The sequence below is a fragment of the Pseudomonas sp. ICMP 3272 genome, assembly GCF_001466905.1.
GTDB classification, from domain to species: domain Bacteria; phylum Pseudomonadota; class Gammaproteobacteria; order Pseudomonadales; family Pseudomonadaceae; genus Aquipseudomonas; species Aquipseudomonas amygdali.
Map to the genome: position 1 here is coordinate 32,976 of NZ_LKEK01000065.1, position 23,336 is coordinate 56,311.

A 23,336-nucleotide genomic window follows, 5' to 3' on the forward strand; every position below is an offset into this window, starting at 1 on the left:
TCCTGCTGCGCCACAAATCCCTTTCGTAGCATGCATTTAACGCTGGAGGCCGCGGTATGTATGTCGTGGAATACGGGGACAGTCCCACGGCGATAAGTTGGCGATCGCCCTGAGGTTCTTACAGAATCGGGCCCTGCTCGAACCGAGTAGCAATGAATCCGTACCTGTGCCAACAAGGGATCGACTATGGAAGAGTTAAGTAATCTCAAGAAACTGGAGTCGAATGCGCGCACCTACGCAGCGACCTTCCAGCAGCTGTTTGTCAGTGGCAAGGGCATGCGGGTCAAGGACGCCAACGGCCAGGAGTACCTCGACTGCCTGTCGAACGCTGGCACGCTGGCACTGGGTCATAACCCTCCGGTGGTCCGCGAGGCGGTGATCGAATTCCTCAACAGTGATCATCTGCAGCAGGCCCTTGACCTGGCCACACCGGCCAAGCACGCCTTCGTCGAAGAGCTGTTCGCGACGTTGCCCGCCAGAATGCGCGACAACAGCAAAATTCTGTTCTGCGGCCCCAGCGGTTCTGACGCGGTCGAAGCCGCAATCAAGCTGGCCCGCCATTACACCCAGCGCTCGCCGCTGATGTCCTTTCACGGTGGTTATCACGGCATGACCGCTGGCGCCTTGTCGGCCATGGGCAACCTCAACCCCAAGGCCGGGCTGCTGGCCCAGGGCACCCACTTCCTGCCCTTCCCCTATCGTTTCCGCTGCCCGTTCGGCACCGACGGCGAAAACACCGACCGCCTCTCCATCGAGTACATCCGCACGGTACTCAGCGACCCGGAAAGCGGTGTGTCCAAACCGGCTGCGGTGGTGGTCGAAGTGATTCAGGGCGAAGGCGGCTGCATTGCGGCGTCGGCAGAATGGCTGCGCGCTGTGCGTGATATCACTCGCGAGTTGGGAATCCTGCTGATTGTCGACGAAGTGCAAACCGGACTCGGACGTACCGGCAACCTGTTTGCTATCGAACATTCCGGGATAACGCCGGATATTCTGGTGCTGTCCAAGGCCATCGGTGGCGGCTACCCGATGTCAGTGATCGTCTATGCCGAGCACCTCGATACATGGGGCCCAGGCATGCACGCAGGGACGTTTCGTGGCAATCAGGTGGCGATGGTGGCCGGGGCTGCGACCATGCGTCATATCAAGGAGCACGATCTGGTCGGCAATGCTGTGCTGCGCGGTGAGCAGTTGCACAGCGGGCTGGAGAACATCGCTCGACAGTTCCCGTTTATCGGCGATGTCCGTGGCCGTGGCTTGATGCTCGGGGTAGAAATCGTCAAACCGGCTACAGGATCACGTCCAGGGGTTGGCGATGGCGCACGTGCGCGGGCGATCAAGCTGGAGTGCTTCAACAACGGCATGATCATCGAGACAGGTGGACGCAACAGCGCAGTCGTGCGCTTCCTGCCACCGTTGAATATCACCGAGTCGGAAGTGGGCATGGTCCTCGACCGCTTCGAACAGGCCCTGATGAGCAGCAGCGCAGCACGGGTTTCCAGCGTCAGCGCGGTAGGCTGAATCCTCGCAACAGCCTGCTCGAGAGGCTGATACAGCGACAGATAGCCGTCGGCTGCATCAGCCTCTCGTGAGCAGGATCCCTTCCACACTGCCCACGTCAGCGGGCCGTCGATATCGTCATGCAGAACATCCCTGTCCTGCAATCCTCTCGTCAATCCCGTGCCAGCGCCTCGATCGGATCGAGCTGTGCCGCATTACGTGCGGGTACGAAGCCGAACACAATGCCGATCAATGTCGAGCAGATGAACGCAGTGACAATCGAGCTCACGGAGAACACCATCTGCCATTCCTTGACCAGCAGTGAAAACACATAGCCGATCACGAACGACAGGCCGATGCCGATGACCCCGCCAATCAGGCAAACCATCACCGCCTCCACCAGAAACTGCTGACGGATATCCGACTGGCGTGCCCCGACTGCCATGCGAATGCCGATCTCGCGCGTCCGCTCCGTGACCGACACCAGCATGATGTTCATCACCCCGATACCGCCGACCGCCAGCGAGATCACCGCAATCAACGACAGCAACAGGGCCAGCGACTGGCTGGTCTTCTGCACCGTTTGCATCACGCTGTCGAGGTTGTAGGTGAAGAAGTCCTTGGTCCCGTGACGCTTTTGCAGCAGTTTGTTGACGTTGTCCTCGACCACCTTGCTCGGCTGCCCTTCCTTGACCCGCACGGTGATGCCGTCCAGGTAGGTCTGACCCAGCAGGCGGCCAGAGGCGGTTTCGTAGGGCATCCAGATATTCAGGTTCTTGCTGGTGTCGAAGATGTTTTTCTTGTTCTCGGTCACGCCGATTACTGTACAGGGCAGGTTGCCCACCAGGATCACCTGGCCCAGCGGGTCGACCTTGGGGCCGAATAGGCGAATCCGTGTGTTGTAATCGATCACCACCACTTGCGCTTGCCGCCTGGCGTCATCCTTGTTGAACCCCACCCCCAAGCCCATTTTGGTGCCACGCACCTGGAAGTAACTCGGGCTGACCCCGCTCACCGTCGCCGATACGTCGATGTTGCGGTAGCGCACCAGCAGGTTGCGGCCGATATTCGGTGTGGCGCTGTCGATGTAGTACTCACTGCTCAACGCCGCCACATCGGACAGCGCCAGGGTCTGGATATCCATGGACTTGGTGTCGCCAAAGTCACTGCCTGGGAACACCTCGATGGTGTTGCTGCCGATGGCCTCAATGTCCTTGAGCACATAGCGCTTGGCCCCTTCGCCGATCGCAACGATCGACACCACCGAGGTAATGCCGATGATGATCCCGAGCATGGTCAGCAGCGTGCGCATGCGGTGCGAGATCAGCGCCACCCAGGCCATGACGAAGGCCTCCTGGAACAGGCCGAGGTTGGCCATCAGCCGGTTGCCCTGCCTGGGTTTGGTGGGCAGGCGCTCGGTGGTTTTTTCGTTGATGATCGGGCGATCAGGGTTTACCCGGTCGGCGATGATCTCGCCGTCACGCATCTCGATGATGCGCTCGGCGTGCGCTGCAACCTTCTCATCGTGGGTCACCAGAATCACTGTGTGCCCGGCGCTGTTGAGCTCTAGGAGGATGTTCATCACCTCCTTGCCGCTGACGCTGTCGAGGGCCCCGGTAGGTTCGTCGGCCAGAATGATCTCGCCGCCGTTCATCAAGGCCCTGGCAATACTGACCCGCTGTTGCTGGCCGCCTGAAAGCTGGCTTGGCCGATGCTCCAGATGTCCGGGCAGGCCCAGCCGCTCAAGCAGCTTCTGCGCGCGCTCCACGCGCACGCCCTTGCCGGTGCCTGCGTAGATGGCAGGCATTTCGACATTCTGTATCGCTGGCAGGTGCGGCAACAGGTGATAACGTTGAAAAATGAAACCGAAGTGATCGCGGCGCAGCTCTGCCAGCTCATCATCGGTCAGCGTACCGGTTTCACGCCCGTCGACCTTGTAACTGCCGCTGTTGGCGTGATCCAGACAACCCAGCACGTTCATCAGCGTTGACTTGCCGGAGCCCGAGGCCCCGGTAATGGCAACCAGTTCGCCGGCATTGATCGTGAGGTTGATGTCATTGAGCGCGATGAAGTCCTTCTCGCCAGCGACAAAACGACGGGTTATCCCCTTGAGTTCCAGAAGAGCTCGACTCATGGTCAGGCCCCCGCTGTCGCTGGTGTGGCCGACGGTTCACCGATCACCACCTGGTCGCCCTCGGCAAGGCCGCTCTTGATCTCGACCCGCACGTTGTTGTTGATGCCGGTCTGCACGTTACGGCTCTGGGCCTGGCCCTGATTGTCCATCACGCGCACCGGGAAGGTGCCGTCGCCGTTCTTGTCGCCCAAAGCTGCAACAGGCACAGTCAGTACGCCCTTGGCCTTTTCACGCACGATATGCACCTGGGCGGTCATCGAAATACGCAGACGGTGATCAGGGTTGGGGACGTCGAACAATGCGTTATAGAACACCGCACTGTTCGGCTTGCCGGCGTTGCTGGACTGCGCGTCAAGAAAGTTTTGCGGCGCCGGTTCCGTGCCTTTCAGTTTGGCGTAATAGCGTTTTTCGGCATCGCCGAGGATGGTGAAATACACCTCTTGGCCTGGGGTGATATGAATCACGTCGGCCTCGGAGACCTGCGCCTTGACGGTCATGGTGTCCAGGTCTGCCAGCTTGAGGATCACCGGCGTCAGTTGGCTGGCGATCACGGTCTGGCCTTCCTGGGTCACGATACCCACCACATCACCGCTGATCGGCGCGACGATGCGGGTGTAGCCCAGGTTGATCCTGGCGGTCTCGATCTGGATCCCTGCGTCGCGTACCTGTGCTTCCAGCGAGCGAAGGTTGGCACTCCGGACTTCGAAGTCCGATTGCGCCGTATCGAAGTCCTTTTGCGAGATCGCGTCATCCGCACGCAGTTGCTTGTAGCGTTGGTAAATGGCTTTGGCGTCCTTGAGCTGCGCGGCAGCCGCGTCCTTCTGGGCGATCAGGTTCTGTTCGTTGACCTGCGACTGGCGCAGGGTGTTCTGCAGCACCACAGGATCGATTTCCGCCAGCCACTGACCTTGTTTGACCTTGTCACCCAGATTGACCTTCAGTGACTTGAGCTGGCCTGAGACCTGCGCACCGACATCAACCTGCTTGATGCCTTGCAGCACTCCGCTGGCCAGCACCGAGTTTTCGATATCGGTGCGTTCGACCTTGGCGGTCAGATACTCCGGTGCCTTTTCCGGGGATTGGATGCCGTAGGCAATACCTGCTGCCAGAACCAACAGCACAACAACAATGAGCACTTTGCGAAACTTCAACTTTTTCATAGAAAGCCACGAATGTGTTGAGGATTGGCCCGGCGATCAACCGCCGGGCTTGAAGAAACGATGTTATTGACGGGGTAGCCACCAGTTCGCCAGATGCTGTACATGCTGCGCCTTGAGAATGGTGAAATGGTTGCCCGGCCCACGCCAGACAGTGAGATCCGGGGCACACCGGCGCCAGCCGCTGACCATCGCCTGTTGTTCGCGCTGATTGCCCGCCGCATCCAGCACCGGGTCATCGGCCAGCACCAGACGCACCGGCCCGGTGTATATCTGCGACGGTTGATAACGTGTGCGCAACGCCGTACCGAAAGCCCGTGCAGGCCCACGCATCGCGTCCGGCGACGAACGCTGCGGCAACATCCCTGCCCGCACCATCCCGGCATGCAACAAGCGCATCTGGCCGACATCGTCCTGGGCCCGGAAGGCCGTACGATCGATGCCCAACGGCTTGCCCGCAGCCAGCTCCATGGTCTCGATCAAACGTTCCAGTACGCCTATCGCGGTGTAAGGTTTGCCCACCACGCCGTTGCCGCCCGGTGACTCACTGTCGATCAGTGTCAGCGAAGCCACCTCCCTGCCGCTTGCCGTCAGGCGCTGAGCCATTTCAAAGGCCACCCAGCCGCCGAACGAATGACCGAGCAGATGCACCGGTCCTTCTGGATGGGTGCTGTCGAGTGCTTGCAGATAAGCCTCGGCGGCGGTTTCCACCAGACTGTAAGGCACCGTGCGGCCATCCAGCCCGCGTGGTTGCAGCCCGTGGATCGGCCAGTGCGGCCCCAGAGCATCGGCCAGGCTGATGAAGCCAGTCACACTGTCCCCTGCCCCCGGTACACAGAACACTGGCGCGTGATCGCGACGTCCACCCTGAATCGTCAACAACGGCCGGTGGGCGCTGTCAGCCCCTCGTGGCCGATTGGGCAGATCAGCCAACGCTTGGCTGATCGCCTGACCCAGGCCCTCGATATGTGGCGGCTTCATCATGCTCAAGTGATCGCCAGCGACCTTGATACTGCGCAACTGACTGACGGGCAGTACGCTATCCCAACCCAGGTAACCGCTGTGTTTCTGCGAGTTGGGTTCCCACTCACTGGCAGTGAACAGGTGCAGCGGCACGCTGTTGGGGTAAACCGTGTAATTGGCCTGCGCATGACCGTGAGCCACCTCTCGGTCGAGGTACTGGCAAAGACCCTCGTTCGTGTAGATGTCCAGCTCCGGCGGCAGCGCACCCTGCTCGCGGCAGTGCTGCAGGAGCCCGGCGAAATCAAAGGCATGCCGGTTTGCACGCACTTGCTCAAGGGCCTCCAGAGCCTGCGTGCATTCGCCTCGGGCCCTCCAGAACTGCTCGCAGTGTTCCAGCAGATGCTGACTGTGGGCGGTCTGCAGGTCCCAGCGCTCGCGACCCAGATCCACCAGACGCGGCATGTAGGTGTCGAGCAGGCCGATAAACTCCACCTCCTCGTCCATGCCCTCCAGCTGGATGGCAATTTCGTAGGCCAGAAGCCCACCGAACGACCAGCCCGCCAGACGATAAGGCCCATGCGGCTGAACACTGCGCATCACATTCAACAAGCGCGTTGCCAGGCATTCCATGGTCAGCAACTGTTCCTGACCGAGCGGGATGCCGCTCAACCCGTAGACCGGAATCTCGCTGTCGATGTGTACCGCCAGCGCCGGGAAATGCGCGTCCTGGCCGGTGAACTCGTGGACCAGGAACAACGGACGCTGGCTACCTGTGGTACGCACCGGCACCAGTTGCTCATGAAGCTTCGGTGCAACCTCTTCGCTGCGGCTGCCCAGCAGACTTGCCAAGGCCGCGACGCTGGCGTGCTGGAACACGTCGGCCAGGGACACCGACAAGCCACTCTGCACCAATTGGCTGACCAGTCGTACCGCCATCAGCGAGTGACCGCCGAGACTGAAGAAGCTGTCATGACGTCCCACCTGCTGCACCTCGAGTACCTCCGTCCAGGCTTTCGCCAGACGAATCTCCAGCTCGCCTGCCGGGGCTTCGAAGGCACTGCTCGCGAACTGATCCGCTGTCGGTGCTGGCAGTGCGTGGACATCCACCTTGCCATTGAGCGTCAGCGGCAAGTCGGGCAGGCAGATGAATACGCTCGGTACCATGTATTCCGGCAAGCCGGCGCTCAGCTGTGCACGCAGGGCCTCCACTTCGGGTGCTTCAGCGCCCGCATGCACGGTGTAGTAAGCCACCAGACGCGTGTCGCCCGGGCTGTCTTCGCGTGCCACCACAACGGAGTTGCGCACGCCATCGCACCCATGCAGGCTGCTTTCGACCTCACCAAGTTCGACGCGGAAGCCGCGGACCTTCACCTGACCATCGTTACGCGCCAGGTATTCGAGGTTACCGTCCGGCAACCAGCGCGCCAGGTCGCCGGTGCGGTAGAGCCGCGCCCCCGCCTGCTGACTGAACGGATCGTCGCTGAAGCGTTCGGCGGTCAGTTCCGGGCGATTCAGGTAGCCAAGCGCGACCCCGACCCCGCCGATGTAGATCTCGCCGACGCTGCCCATCGGCACCGGCTCGCCGCACGCGTCGAGCAGATAGATGCGCACGTTGGCGTTGGGTTTACCGATCGGCAGGCTCAGGGTACCCGGCTGCACATCAAACACTTCGTAACGAGTGGCGCACGTCGTGCCCTCGGTCGGGCCGTAGCCGTTGAACAGGCGTACTTGGGACGAGTGTTCACGGACCCGGCGGAACGAGGCCGGATCTGCCCGTTCGCCACCGCACTCCAGCATGCGCAAGCCTGCCAGGGCCTCGGGAATCAACCCGGCATACAGGTTGAACAAGGCGGTCGAACTGAACATCACCGTCACTTCGTGGCGTTTGAGCAAGGCGGCAAAGTCTGCTGGCTCAAGCAACACGGAAGGCTCGACAATTACCGACTGGCCACCATTGAGCAAGGCACCCCAGATCTCCGGGCTACTGGCGTCGAATGCCGGGTTGGAGGAAAACGCCACGCGGTCATCGGCCCGGAAGTCGTAGTTGTCCCGCACCAGCCGCACAATGCCGTTGTGGGTCACGATCACGCCCTTGGGCATGCCGGTGGAGCCGGAGGTGTAGATGATGCACGCCGGGGTCTGCCCTGCGACTTCATCTGCAAGCGCTACTGGCCCATCGTTAGCCGCTGATAGATCCAGTGTGTCCAGATCCAGTCTTTGCGTCATGTCAGGTGCGTTCAGGTCGCTACGGCTCAGCAACAGGGTTGCTTCGCTGTCCTCGAGCATGAAGCGCACACGCTCTTCGGGGGCCAGGCGATCCAGCGCCAGGTAAGCAGCGCCGCATTTGAGGGTGGCCAGCATACTGGTCAGCAGCTCCACCGAGCGATCCAGCAGGATCGCCACTCGGGTTCCCGCTGCCACGCCGCGTTGGCGCAGTTGCTGAGCCAGGGCGTTGGCGCGGCTGTCGAGTTCGGCGTAGGTCAGCGTCTGCTCACCCTGACGGGCCGCAAGCGCCTGAGGTCGAGACGCTGCATGCGCCTCGAAAAGGCGATGCATCAACTGACCCTGAGGGTAAGCTCGGTCGGTTGCATTAAGACTGCTCAACAGATGCTGACGCTCGGCCGCGTCCACCAACGGCACGTGTTCCAGTATGCGTTGCTCATTGGCGACCATGGCTTCCAGCAAGCGCTGGAAATAGCCCAGGTAACGGTCCATGGTGCTTTCATCGAAAAGCGCCGTGGCGTATTCCAGCGTACCGATCAATTGATCGCCGACCTCGGTCATGTCCAGCACCAGATCGAACTTGGCCGTGTGGTCGTTTACCGCCACGCCTTGCAGGTTCATGTTGCCCAGCGACAGATCGGATGTTTCGTTGTTCTGCCACGACAACATGGCCTGGAAGATCGGGCTGTAGGACAGGCTGCGTTGCGGGCGAACCACCTCGACCACCTGTTCGAACGGCAGGTCCTGATGAGTCTGCGCTGCCAGCGTCTGCCGCTTGACCTGCTGCATCAACGCTTCGACGCTGGGTGCGCCGGACAGATCGACGCGTATCGCCAGGGTGTTGACGAAGAACCCGATCAGGTCCTCCACTTCGGCACGCAGGCGGTTGGCCACCGGTGTACCGATCACCACATCGTCCTGGCCGGCCAGACGCCCCAGCAGCGAGGCCCATGCGACCATTACGGTCATGAACAGGGTGCTGCCATGCCGCTGGCTCAGGGCTTTGAGGCCACGGGTCAGCTCCGCATCGAGCACCAGGCCGCGAACGTTGCCGCTGTAGTCCTGTTGTGCCGGGCGTGGCCGGTCGGTCGGCAAGGTCAGCAAGGCTGGCGCGCCACCCAGGGTCTGCTGCCAGTACTGACGCTGTTGCTGCAGCACTTCGCCGCTCAGCCAGTTGCGCTGCCACACGGCATAGTCGGCGTATTGCACCGGCAAAGCGGGCAACGGATCCTCGGCACCGGCACTGAACGCCGCATAGAGCGCACTCAGCTCACGGGTCAGTACATCCGCGGACCAGCCGTCGGAGACGATATGGTGCATCGTCACCAGCAACACATGATCGTCCTCGGCCATGCGCACCAGGTGTCCCCGTACCAGCGGACCGTTGAGCAGATCGAAGCCCTCGTTGGCCTCTGCAGCGGTGATGGCGAGCAGTTGCTGTTCAGCATCCGCCTGCCCGGTCAACACGTGCAGTTGCAGGCTGAAACCGATATCGGCAGGAGCTATGCGCTGCACCGGATCCTGGTCCTGCTCTTGCACAAAGGTCGTACGCAGCACTTCGTGGCGGGCGACGATACGGTCCAGCGCTCGCTCCAGCGCAGGGTTATCCAGAGCGCCACGCAGACGCAGCCCTGCCGGAATGTGGTAAGCCGCGCTGCCGCCTTCCAGCTGCGCCAGGAACCACAGACGCTGCTGGGAAAACGACAACGGCAAGTTCTGGTCGCGAGGCACCGGCACGATCGGCGGCTGAACGCTGCCTTTGGCTTCGGCGAGTATCCGTGCCATGGCGGCGAGTTCAGGCTGGGCAAAGATATCCGCCAGGCCCAGCTCGACGCTCAGCTGCTGACGCACCTGGGAAATCAGACGCATCGCCAGCAGCGAGTGTCCGCCCAGCTCGAAGAACTGGTCATGACGGCCTACCTGTTCCAGATCGAGCAGGTTTTGCCAGATATGCGCCAGCGCCACCTCGGTGTCACCTTGCGGTTCCACGTGTTCGCGGCTGGCAAAGGCATCGGCCTGCGGAGCCGGCAAGGCATTGCGATCCAGCTTGCGGTTCGGCGTCAGCGGCAAGGCGTCGAGGATCACGAATGCACTCGGCAGCATGTATTCAGCCAGTTGCGGTGCCAGTTCGGTACGCAGGCTGGCGGCCGTGAGGTGCATATCCGGCTGTGCGACTACGTAGGCCACCAGACGTTTATCTCCCGGATTGTCCTCCCGAGCGATCACCACCGCTTCCTTGACCCCGGCGCAATTACCCAGGTGGGCTTCGATTTCGCCCAGTTCTATACGGAAACCACGCACCTTGACCTGGAAGTCGTTACGGCCCAGGTACTCGATACGGCCGTCGGCCATGTAGCGTGCCAGGTCGCCGGTTTTGTACATCCTCGCGTCAGGGCTGTTGCTGAACGGATCCGCGAGGAAACGCTCGGCGTTGACCTCGGCAAGGTTCAGGTAGCCCCGCGCAACGCCATCACCACCGATGAAGATCTCACCAGCCACGCCGTATGGCACTGGCTGCTGATGGGCATCGAGCAGGTAGATACGGGTATTGGCCATCGGTTTGCCGATGGTTGCGTTGCCACTGCCTTCGCTGCCGGCGACGGCGTCATGGCTGACGTAAGCCGCGGTGCAAGACACCGTCGCTTCGGTCGGGCCATAGGTGTTGATCAGGCGAGTGTGCGCCGGGCGCACCTCATCCCAGAGCTTGAGTTTCTGTGCCGACAATGCGTCACCTGTGACGTTGATCAGGCGCACCTCAGCCAGCCGTTGCGCAGCAGCCTGCGGCTGGTTGTGCCATTCGGCCGCCAGCGTATGCCAATGCGCAGCAGTCAGGTGCAGGACAGTCGGATGAATGCCGTGAGTTTCAGCCCCTTCGCTGCCGAATATCTCGCGGCTCGGTGCCAGAGTGGCGCCAGCCAGCAATGCCGGGAAGATTTCCTCCACCGAGAGGTCGAAGTTGAGGGTGTTCTGTTGCAGCACGGTGTCGGTTGGGGACAGGGCAAACAGACGCGCCGCATCGACGCTGTAGTTGACCAGGCCACGGTGTTCGATCATCACCCCCTTCGGATTGCCGGTGGAACCGGAGGTGTAGATCACATACGCCAGGTTGCGCACACCGAGGGCTTCCACCACCGGGTTGTCGTCACGCTCGGTAAAGGTTGTGCGCTGATCATCGTCGAGCAGCACCAGTGGCAAGGTCAGGGGCGGCAAGCGTTTCTGCAGATCACGCTGGGTCAGCAATGCCGTTGGCTGGCTGTCGTTGATCATGTAAGCCAGGCGCTCGGCCGGATACGCCGGGTCCAGCGGCACATAGGCGGCACCGGCTTTGAGCACACCGAGCAGGCCGATCATCATTTCCACGCCGCGCTCGACGCAGATCGCCACTCGATAGTCCGGGCCGATGCCCATGCCGATCAGGTGATGAGCCAGACGGTTGGCCTGACGGTTCAACTCGGCATAGCTCAGGCGCTGCGCCTCGTAGACCACGGCGATGGCGTCGGGCTGTGTCTGAACCTTTTCTTCGAACAGCTGGTGAATGGTGCTGTGCTGCGGGTAAGGCACATCGGTAGCATTAAGGTCGACCAGCAAATGCTGGCGTTCCACCGTATCAAGCAACGACACCTGCTCCAGCAACTGGCGGTCGTCGGCGACCATCGCTTCCAGCAAGCGCTGGAAGTAGCCCATGTAGCGCTGCATGGTGCTCTCGTCGAACAACGCCTTGGCGTACTCCAGCGTGCCGATCAATTGATCGCCAACCTCGGTCATGTCCAGCGTCAGGTCGAACTTGGCCGTATGGCCAGCCACCGCGACGCCCTGCAGGGTCATGTCGCCAAGCGCCAGATCGGACGCTTCGTTGTTCTGCCACGACAACATGGCCTGGAAAATCGGACTGTGGGACAGGCTGCGTTGTGGGCGAACCACCTCAACCACCTGTTCGAACGGCAGGTCCTGATTCGCCTGGGCGGCCAGCGTCTGCTGTTTGACCTGCTGCAACAGGGTTTGCACGCTCGGCGTACCCGAGAGGTCGACGCGTACGGCCAGGGTGTTGACGAAGAACCCGATCAGGTCCTCCACCTCGGCGCGCATGCGGTTGGCCACCGGCGTACCGATGACCACGTCGTCCTGACCGGACAAACGTCCCAGCAGCGCAGCCCATGCGGCCATGACCGTCATGAACAGGCTGCTGCCATGCCGCTGGCTCAGCGCCTTGAGGCCGCGGGTCAGATCGGCATCGAGCACCAGCCCGAGCAGTTGACCGCTGTAGTCCTGTTGCGCCGGACGTGGCCTGTCGCTTGGCAAGGTCAGCAAGGCCGGCGCACCGCCCAGAGTCTGCTGCCAGTACTGACGCTGTTGTTGCAGCACGTCACCGCTCAGCCAGTTGCGCTGCCACAGCGCGTAGTCGGCGTATTGCACCGGCAACGCTGGCAACGGATCTTCGGCACCCTCGCTGAACGCTGCATAGAGCACGCCCAGCTCACGGGTCAACACACCCGCGGACCAGCCGTCAGAGACGATGTGGTGCATGGTCACCAGCAACACATGGTCGTCATCGGCCAGGCATACCAGGCGTCCGCGCACCAGCGGGCCATTGAGCAGATCAAAGCCCTGTTCGGCCTCTTCTGCGGCGATGGCGAGCAGTTGTTGTTCTGCATCATCCTGCCCGCTCAGCACTTGCAATTGCAGGCTCAAGCCGACATCGGCCGGGGCGATGCGCTGCAGCGGATCCTGATCCTGTTCCTGCACAAAGGTCGTACGCAACGCCTCGTGACGCGCAACGATACGGTCCAGTGCCCGTTTCAGGGCGACTTTATCGAGGCTGCCGCGCAGACGCAGACCGGCTGGAATGTGATAAGCCGCGCTGCCGCCGTCCAGCTGCGCCAGGAACCACAGGCGTTGCTGGGCAAACGACAGCGGCAAGGACTGGTCGCGGGACACCGGCACGATGGGCTGCTGGCTGCTGCCAGCCGCGTGCGCCACTACCTGAGCCAGCGGCGCGAGTTCCGGCTGGGCGAAGATGTCCGCCAGGCTCAGCTCGACGCCCATGCGCTGACGCACCTGGGAAATCAGACGCATCGCCAGCAGCGAGTGCCCGCCCAGTTCGAAGAAGTGGTCATGGCGCCCTACTGCTTCCAGGTTGAGCAGGTTCTGCCAGATCTGCGCCAGGGCTTTTTCGCTGGTGCCTTGCGGTGCGACATGTTCGCGACTGGCAAAGGCGTTGTCCGCCGGAGCAGGCAGGGCCTTGCGATCGAGTTTGCGATTCGGTGTCAGCGGCAGTGCATCAAGCAGCACGAAAGCACTCGGCAGCATGTACTCGGCCAATTGCGGTGCCAGTTCGGCGCGCAGGCTGGCGGCGTCCAGATTCACTTGTGGCTGGGCGATCACGTAGGCCACAAGACGTTTTTCACCGGGATTGTCTTCCCGAGCGATCACTACCGCTTCCTTGACCCCTTTGCAATTACCGAGACGCGCTTCGATTTCGCCCAGCTCGATACGGAAACCGCGCACTTTGACCTGGAAGTCGTTACGACCCAGGTACTCGATACGACCGTCAGCCATGTAGCGCGCCAGGTCGCCGGTCTTGTACATCCTGGCATCAGGGCTATTGCTGAACGGATCCGAGAGGAAGCGTTCGGCGTTGACCTCTTCAAGGTTCAGGTAACCGCGTGCCACGCCGTCGCCACCGATGAAAATCTCACCGGCCACGCCGTATGGCACTGGCTGCTGATGAGCATCGAGCAGGTAGATGCGGGTGTTTGCCATCGGCTTGCCGATGGTCGCGTTACCGCTGCCTTCGCTGCCAGCCGCTGCGTCGTGACTCACGTAAGCCGCAGTGCAGGACACTGTCGCTTCGGTCGGGCCATAGGTGTTGATCAGGCGGGTATGCGCTGGGCGCACCTCATCCCAGAGCTTGAGTTTCTGCGCCGACAATGCGTCACCTGTGACGTTGATCAGGCGCACCTCGGCAAGGCGTTGTTCAGCAGCCTGAGGCTGGTTGTGCCATTCGGCCACCAGTGTGTGCCAATGCGCGGCGGTCAAGTGCAGAACGGTCGGGTAGATGCCGTGATTTTCAATGCCCTCACTGCCGAAGATCTCGCGGCTCGGCGCCAGGGTGGCACCGGCCAACAGTGCCGGGAAGATCTCCTCCACCGACAGGTCGAAGTTAAGGGTGTTTTGTTGCAGCACAGTGTCGGTTGGGGACAGGCCAAACAAGCGTGCAGCATCGACGCTGTAGTTGACCAGGCCACGGTGTTCGATCATTACCCCTTTCGGATTGCCGGTGGAGCCCGAGGTGTAGATCACATAGGCCAGGTTACGCACGCCGAGAGTCGCTACGACCGGGTTGTCATCGCACTCGATGAAGCCCTGGCAATGATCGTCGTCGAGCAATACCAGCGGCATGGACAGTGCGGGCAAACGCTCCTGCAAGCCGCGCTGGGTAAGCAACGCCGCTGGCTGGCTGTCGTTGATCATGTACGCCAGGCGCTCGGCCGGGTAAGCCGGGTCCAGCGGTACATAGGCGGCACCGGCTTTGAGCACGCCGAGCAGGCCGACGATCATTTTCACTCCACGTTCGACGCAGATCGCCACACGATCATCCGGACCGATGCCCAGGCTGATCAGGTGATGAGCCAGACGGTTGGCCTGACGGTTCAATTCGGCATAGCTCAAGCGCTGCGCCTGGAAAGCCACGGCGATGGCGTCGGGCTGCGCCTTGACCTTTTCTTCGAACAGCTGATGAATCGTGCAGTCTTGCGGGTACGGCACGTCGGTAGCGTTAAGGTCGACCAGCAGTCGCTTGCGCTCCACCGTATCAAGCAGTGGCACATGCTCCAGTACCTGACTGTCATCGGCGACCATGGCGTGCAGCAAACGCTGCAGGTAGCCCAGATAACGGGCGATGGTGCTTTCATCGAATAACGCGGTGGCGTACTCAAGTGAACCGAACAGCAGACCCTGGGCTTCGCCGATGTCCAGCGAGAGATCGAACTTGGACAGCGTATGTTCCGCGCTCAGGTTTTCCAGTTGCAGATCGCCGAGGGCGAAATCCCCGCCGCCCATGTCCTGCCAGCTGAGCATGGCCTGGAACACCGGGCTGTGCGAAAGGCTGCGCACCGGCTTGATCACTTCCACCACTTGCTCGAACGGCAGGTCCTGATGGTCCTGGGCGCCTAGCGTGCTGGTCTTGACCTGCGCCAGCAGAGTCTTTGCCGTGGGCTTGTCACTGAGGTTGACGCGGATGGCCAGGGTATTGACGAACAGGCCCACCAATCCTTCGGTCTCACTGCGTGTGCGGTTGGCCACTGGCGTGCCGATGACCACGTCGTCCTGACCGGACAGACGCCCCAGCAGCGCAGCCCAGGCGGCCATGACGGTCATGAACAGTGTGCTGCCGTGACGTTGGCTCAATGCCTTCAGGCCGCGAGTCAGGTCTTCGTCGAAAACGATGGGCAGCACTGCGCCGGTATAGTCCTGCTGCGCCGGACGTACCCGGTCGGTGGGCAACATCAGCAGCGCCGGAGCGTCTGCCAGGTTTTGCTGCCAGTAGTCGCTTTGTTGCTGCAGCAGATCGCCGCTCAACCAGCGACGCTGCCACACCGCGTAGTCCAGGTATTGCAGCGCCAGTGGCGCCAATGGGTCGTCCTGGCCCTGAATGAATGCTGCATAAAGCGCGGCCAGTTCACGGGTCAGCACGCCAATCGACCAACCATCGGAAACGATGTGGTGCATGGTCAGCAGCAGGACGTGATGGTCCTCGGCCATACGAATCAGGCGGCCCCGGATCAATGGGCCCTGTTCCAGATCGAAGCCTTGCAGCGACTCTTCGCTGGCCAGTGCCTGAAGCTTCTCTTTGGCATCCACCAGCCCTTGCAGATCGTGCAGTTGCAGGTTGAAGCCGGCATCCGCCGGGCTGATCCGTTGTAATGGCTGTTCGTCATCGCCCTGAATGAAGGTAGTGCGCAAGCCCTCATGGCGCGCCACGATACGCTCCAGCGCTCGTTGCATCGCCGCGCGATCCAGCTCGCCACGCAGGCTCAGGCCGGCAGGCATGTGGTAGGCCGCGCTGGCACCTTCCATCTGGGCGAGGAACCACAGGCGTTGCTGGCCGAACGACAATGGCCAGGCCTGATCGCGTGCCACCGGCACGATATCCGGCAGGATGCTGCGTCCGGCTTGGGCGATGGCCTGCGCCAGCGCGCTCAGTTCCGGGTGGGCAAACAGCGCGGCCAGGCTCAGTTCGACGCCCAGTTGTTGACGAATCTGCGAAATCAGGCGCATCGCCAGCAAGGAGTGACCGCCCAGCTCGAAGAACTGGTCGTGACGGCTGACGCGTTCAACCTGGAGCAGGTCGCTCCAGATTTGCGCCAGCAGGGTTTCGGTTTCGCCTTGGGGGGCTTCGTAACCACGGCGGATCAGTGCATCGGCTTCCGGTGCTGGCAGTGCCTTGCGGTCCAGCTTGCCGTTAGGCGTCAGCGGCAGTGCGTCGAGCAGCACATAGGCTACCGGGATCATATGGGCCGGCAATTGCTCCTGCAGCCAGCCGCGCAGGCTGTCGATGTCCACTGACGCGTGCCCTGCGCTCAGGGTGTAATAAGCCACCAGACGCTTGTCACCCGGAACATCTTCGCGGGCGTTGACCACCGCTTCTTGTACGGCCGGGTGTTTGGCCAGGCGTGCATCGATCTCGCCGAGCTCGATACGGAAGCCGCGGATTTTCACCTGATCATCGTTACGACCGAGGTATTCGATATTGCCGTCTGGCAGGTAGCGACCCAGGTCGCCGGTACGGTACATGCGTGCCGCTGGCTGTTCGCTGAACGGGTCCTTGAGGAAGCGTTCTGCGGTCAGGTCTTCGCGGTTCAGATAACCCCGGGCTACACCGGCACCACCGATGTAGATTTCACCTGCAATACCCAACGGAACAGGCTGCTGTTGCTCGTCCAGCAGGTAAAACCGGGTATTGCCAACCGGTTTGCCGATGTGCGCTGCGAAGCCATCTTCACGATCCATCGCTACCCAGCTTGAGTAGGTGGTCGTTTCGGACGGGCCATAAAGGTTGCACAGGCGCTGCACACCAGTCTTCTCGAACAGCGATTCGACCAGGCTGCGCTTGAGCGCTTCACCTGCGACGTTGACCGTATGGACCGATTTCGGCAGTCCATCGACTTCCAGCAAGGCCTTGAGCGCCGACGGTACGGTGTTGATCAGGCCGATATTGTGCTCGCCGTGTTGCAGTTCCAGCACGTTTTTGACCACTTCGATGCTGCCGCCCGACGTCAGTGGCGCGAAGCACTCGTAAACCGCGAGGTCGAAGTTCAGCGAGGTGGAGAACAGTGTTTTTTCCAGCGCAGAGCCATCGAAAGCCGTGTGCGCCCAGCTCAGGAAGTTAACGGTGTTGCGGTGTTCGATCATCACGCCTTTCGGCAGGCCGGTGGAGCCCGAGGTGTATATCAGGTAGGCCAAATGCGCCGAAGTCAGCCCAGGCACCTGCGGATTCTGGACGGATTGGTCCTGCCAGTTGCTCAGATCAAGGTTGATCACAGGTACTGAAACGTCGGCCAGCAAGTCCTGAGTCGCGTTTTGCGCCAGTACTGCGGCCGGAGTGCTGTCCTGCAACATGTAGGCAATTCGTTCTACCGGATACGCCGGGTCGAGCGGCACGTAACCGCCGCCCGCCTTGAGGATCGCCAGCAACCCTACAACCATCTCCACGCCGCGCTCTACACAGATGCCGACGCGAGAATCCGGCTGCACGCCCTGCTTGCGCAAGGCATGGGCCAGGCGGTTGGCCTGCTCGTTAAGCTCGCGATAGGTCAGGCGTTGTTCGCCATGGACGACTGCTACCGCTTCCGGCGTGCGCTCGACCTGCGCTTCGAACATCCCGTGAATGGTTTGCTGCTGCGGGTAATCCAGCGCGGTGTCGTTGAACGCCACCAGTAACTGCTCACGCTCGACAGCCGCCAGAACCGGCAAGCCTGCCAGCGGCACCTCGCCGGACTGCTCCAGTGCGCTGACCACATTCTCCAGAGTGGTCTGCACATAAGCGCAGACGCGTTGCGCGTCGATGCTGGCACTGGCCTGGATCGTTAAACTGAAGCCCGTTCCCTCATCGTTTACTGAAAGGGTCAGCGGATAGTTGGTGCGCTCTTCGCCGCGCAGGCTTTCGATGCCTTGCCAGGCGTCCAGTGTCTGTTGGTTGACCTCAGCGGCGATATGTCGGTAGTTGAGCAAGGCGCTGAACAGCGGCGTCGAAGCGGACACGCCACTGCAACGCTGTGCCAGTACCAGCGAGGCGTGTTCATGGGCAAGCAGCCCGCTGAGTCTTGCGTGGGTAGCCTTCAGACCGCTGCGCACGTCCTGCTCGCCCAGCGTGACACGCAACGGCAAGGTGTTGATGAACATCCCCAGCGCCCGGTCGGACCCGGCACCACCTTGCAGGCGGCCGAGCAATACGGTGCCGAACACCACATCCTTTTTGCCTGACAAAGCGCCCAGAACACGAGCCCATGCCAGGTGATACAGGCTGGCGGAGCTGACCCCGAACTGACGGGCCTGCAAACGCAGGCGGCGGCTCAGGTCCATGTCGACCTGTAGGCGCGCTTCCTCGATACCGCGCCCGTCGCCCTGCACGTCCTGCAGGCCGAACGGCAGCGTCGGTTCATCGATGTCACCGAGCATGTCACGGAAAAACGCTTCGTGCTCCTCGCGGCTCACGCCGAGCATGGCTTGTGCCACGTAATTGCGGTAAGGCACGGACGGTGGCAGCGAGGCTTGCTGCCCGAGCATGTACGACTCGATTTCGCTGGTGAGAATGCGCAGCGACGTGGCGTCGTCCACCAGATGATGGAACAGCAGCATGCCCAGCCAGCGGTCGTTCTCCGCGTCATGTGCATAACCGATGCGTAGCATCGGTGCCTGACGAATGTCCAGGCGGGTGTGACGAGGGTCCAGACGTTCCAGCAGTTGTTCGGCGATATCGCCATCGGCAGGGTTCAGTATCAGCTCATCCAGGCCCAAGGGCGCTTCACGCCAGACCACCTGCACCGGAGAGTCGAGACGCTCCCAAAGCACGGCGGTGCGCAGGATATCGTGCCGCGCGATCACGCCTTGCAGTGCCTGGGCGAAACCGTGCAGACGCTCGAGGCTATCAAAGGCAAACAACGCGTATTGCAGGTACGGGTCTCCCTCGGTCGCGGCAAGGTGGTGATACAAAATACCTTCCTGCAGCGGTGCCAGAGCATAGATGTCCTGCACGTTGGCCAGGCCGCCGGGTACGCTTGCCACCACACGGTCGATATCATTCTGACTCAGGACTGTCAGAGGCAGCATGTCCGGGGTGATGCGCTCGCAGTTGGCGTTAATAAGGTTGGCGGGTACTTCCAGTGCACCCTTGCCGCCTACCGCTGCTGCCAGGGCAGACAGGGTCGGCTGACTGAACAGCACGCGCACGTCGGCAACCAGATCGATCTGGCGCATGCGCTCGATCAGTTTGACAGCCAGCAGTGAGTGGCCGCCCAGCTCGAAGAAGTTGTCATGACGACCAACCTGCTCCAGTTGCAGCAGGTCTTGCCAGATACGTGCAATGGCCATCTCGGTGTCGTTTTCAGGTGCTGCGTAGCCACGACTGACCACCGCCGAGCGGTCGGGCACCGGCAAAGCCTTGCGGTCGAGCTTGCCGTTGGCCGTCAGTGGCAACTCATCGAGTTGCACGTAGGCCGCGGGCACCATGTGCTCCGGCAATGCACCGTGCAGATGCTCGCGCAGGCTTTCGATGTCCAGCAGGCTTTCCGGCTGCTGCGTCGTGACATAGGCCACCAGGCGCTTGTCGCCGGGCACATCCTCACGGCACAGCACCACCGCATCGCGGACGTCCGGATATTCAGCCAGACGCGCTTCGATCTCGCCCAGTTCGATACGGAAACCACGAATCTTGACCTGTTCGTCGTTGCGGCCCAGGTATTCCAGGCTGCCATCGGCCAGCCAGCGTCCCAGGTCGCCGGTACGGTAAGCGGCCCAGGTATTCCAGGCTGCCATCGGCCAGCCAGCGTCCCAGGTCGCCGGTACGGTACAGGCGCGCACCCGGTGCAGTGCTGAACGGGTTATCGAGGAAACGCTCTGCCGTCAGTGCTTCACGGTTAAGGTAGCCACGAGCAACACCGGCACCGCCCACGTACAACTCGCCGATCACGCCTGTCGGCACGGGTTCGCCATGGGCGTCGAGCAGATAAAGGCGCAGGTCCGGGATGCGCTTGCCGATCGGGCTGGCACCGACGCGCTGGGCAGTCGAGCAGATAAAGGCGCAGGTCCGGGATGCGCTTGCCGATCGGGCTGGCACCGACGCGCTGGGCGTCTTCGGGCTGCAACGGGTAATAGGTCACATGCACTGTGGTTTCAGTGATGCCGTACATGTTCACCAGTTGCGTGCCAGCGTTCGCGCTGCGGGCGTACCACGGCTTGAGCATCGCCGTTTCCAGTGCTTCACCGCCGAAAATCACCTGGCGCAGCGAATGTGCCTGAGTGTTTTCAGCCTGGGCAGCAATCAGCTGGCGGAACGCACTTGGCGTCTGGTTAAGCACCGTCACCCCGGCACTGCACAGCAGGTTGTAGAAGTCTTCCGGCGAGCGGCTGACCAGTTGCGGCACGATCAACAAACGTCCGCCGTGCAGCAGTGCGCCCCAGATTTCCCAGACCGAGAAGTCGAAGGCGAACGAGTGGAACAATGCCCAGACATCCTGTTCATTGAAACCGAACCAGTCTTCGGTGGCCGAGAACAGTCGTGCAACGTTGCGATGCTCGACCATCACGCCCTTGGGCAGACCGGTGGAGCCGGAGGTGTAGATGACGTAGGCAAGGTCAGCGGGCTTGACCGGTACTTGCGGATTACAGACGGATTCGTCCTGCAGGTCGGCATCGTCGAGATAGATCAGCGGCACTTCGCAGGCAGGCAACGTCTGCTGCACCGACTGCTGGCTCAACAACGCGACCGGCGCACTGTCGCCGAGGGTGTAGACCAGGCGCTCCAGCGGATAAGCCGGATCCAGTGGCACGTAACCGGCGCCGGATTTGAGAATACCCAGCAAGCCAATGATCATCGCCGGGCCGCGTTCGACGCAGATCGCTACCCGATCATCCGGGCGAACGCCGTGGGCCAGCAGGCGATGTGCAACCTGGTTGGCACGGGCGTTGAGTTCGCCGTAGCTCAGGGTCTGCTCTTCGAACACCAGCGCCACGGCATTCGGCCGCTCTGCTGCGCGGGCTTCAAATTGCAGATGAATCGGTGTCTCGCTCGTACAGGTATTGCCAGGTTCGTTCCACTGTTCGAGCAACTGCTGCCGCTCGCTGTCCGGCAGGATCGAAATAGCGTGCAACGGTGTCTGCGGCGCCTGCTCAAGCGCGTTGACCAGATTGCTCAATGTTTGCAGCATGTAGGCGCAAATCCGGGCGCCGTCGATCAGCGGTATGGTCTGTACGGTCAACAGGAAGTCTTCGCCGCGGTCATCGACGTTGAGGGTCAGTGGATAGTTGGTGCGTTCTTCATCGCCCAGTGCTATTGCCTGCATGCCATTCCAGGCCGTCAGCGTTTCATCGGTCACAGCAACGCTGGTGTGGCGATAGTTGAGCAAGGCGCTGAACAACGGCGCCGGTGCGACCACGCCACTGCAACGTTGGGCCAGCGCCAGAGACGCGTGTTCATGCCCGAGTAATGCGGTCAAGCGCCGGTGCGTGGCCTTGACCCCGTCACGCACGCCCTGGTCGCCCAGGCCCACACGTAGCGGCAAGGTGTTGATAAACACGCCCAGCGCTCGGTCCGAGCCTTCGCCACCTTGCATCCGGCCCAGCAGCACGGTGCCGAACACTACGTCGTCACGCCCCGAGGCCTTACTCAACAGCTGCGCCCAGGCCAGGTGGACCAGGCTCGCGGCACTTACTCCCAGTTGACGGGCCTGGGCCCGCAAACGACGGCTGAGCTCCAGATCCACCGGCAGAAAGCCTTCTTCGATGTCATGACCGTCACCTTGCACCTCCTGCAAACCAAACGGCAGCGTCGCCTCGTCAACATCGCTCAACATGTCACGGAAGAACACCTCATGTTCCTCCTGACTCATGCCCAGGCGGACCTGAGCAATATAATTGCGATATGCCGCCGCCAGGCCCAGTTGAGCCCCCTGCCCCAGCAGGTAGGCCTGCATCTCATGGCGCACTACTTCCAGCGTTGTATGGTCCATGACCAGGTGATGGAACTGTAACCAGCCCAGCCAGCGCTGGTTTGACTCATCCCAGGCATGTACAAGACGCATCATCGGCGCCCGACGAATGTCCAGGCGGTGGCGGCGGGAGTCGAAACGCTGGTGCAACTGTGTCGCGACATCGCCGCCTTGCGGATCCGGGTCGAAGCTTTCGCGCATCAGCAACGCCTGACGCCAGACCACTTGCATCGGTTCGTCCAGTCCCTCCCAGACCAGTGCAGTGCGCAGAATGTCATGGCGCTGGATCACGAACTGCAAGGCGCGGGCAAAGTCGTCGACATGCTCCTGGCTGTCGAAGGCGAACAGCGATTGCAGCAAATACGGATCTCCGCGCTCAGCGCTGAGGTGGTGATAGAGGATGCCTTCCTGCAACGGCGCCAATGGGTAGATGTCCTGCACATTTGTCACGCCGCCCGGCACGCTGTCGACTACCTTATCGATCTGTGCCTGGGTCAGGTCGGCCAGTGGCAGCAATTCAGGCGTAATGCGTTGGCAATCCTCGGTAATCAGATTGGCTGGCACCACGATGTCCGTATTACCGCCGACTGCGGCCGCCAAGGCAGATAACGTCGGCTGGCCGAACAGCACGCGCACGTCAGCGCTCAAACCCAACTGGCGCATACGGCCGATAAGGCTCACCGCCAGCAGCGAATGACCGCCCAGCTCGAAGAAGTTGTCGTGACGGCCGACCTGAGCAACGCCCAGCAGGTCTTGCCAGATGGCTGCGATCTGCGCTTCGGTTTCACCTAGTGGGGCTTCATAACCACGGCTGATCAGTGCATCGGCTTCAGGTGCTGGCAAGGCCTTGCGGTCCAGCTTGCCGTTCGGGGTGAGTGGCAGTGCATCGAGACGTACGTAGGCTACCGGGATCATATGGGTCGGCAATTGCTCCTGCAGCCAGCCGCGCAGGCTGTCGATGTCGATCACGGTTTCCTTGGCCGCCAGGGTGTAATAAGCCACCAGACGCTTGTCACCCGGAATATCTTCACGGGCATTCACTACCGCTTCGTGTACGGCCGGGTGTTTGGCCAGGCGTGCATCGATCTCGCCCAGCTCGATACGGAAGCCGCGGATTTTCACCTGATCGTCGTTACGGCCGAGGTATTCGATATT

The 23,336-nt window shown here is 61.7% G+C and carries 3 protein-coding genes and 1 pseudogene; 1 reads left to right on the forward strand and 3 read right to left on the reverse strand.

From position 1 onward, the window contains the following. Positions 1-186 precede the first annotated feature (186 nt). A complete protein-coding gene (locus AO068_RS18880; protein ID WP_058409148.1) occupies positions 187-1,521 on the forward strand; it encodes a diaminobutyrate--2-oxoglutarate transaminase family protein in 1,335 nt (444 codons plus the stop codon). A 151-nt stretch (positions 1,522-1,672) separates the two neighbouring features. Here the strand turns inward: AO068_RS18880 and AO068_RS18885 are convergent, their stop codons facing one another. The 3 genes and pseudogenes from AO068_RS18885 to sypC all read right to left on the reverse strand — a co-directional run. Continuing rightward, the gene (locus tag AO068_RS18885; protein WP_058409149.1) at positions 1,673-3,634 is read right to left on the reverse strand and encodes a MacB family efflux pump subunit; all 1,962 of its coding nucleotides are present in this window, start codon (positions 3,632-3,634) and stop codon (positions 1,673-1,675) included. Positions 3,635-3,636: 2 nt separating this feature from the next. Further along, a complete protein-coding gene (gene macA / locus AO068_RS18890; RefSeq protein ID WP_058409150.1) occupies positions 3,637-4,794 on the reverse strand; it encodes a macrolide transporter subunit MacA in 1,158 nt (385 codons plus the stop codon). A 63-nt stretch (positions 4,795-4,857) separates the two neighbouring features. Next, positions 4,858-23,336 (reverse strand): annotated as a pseudogene (gene sypC, locus AO068_RS18895) (syringopeptin non-ribosomal peptide synthetase SypC); the annotation flags it as partial.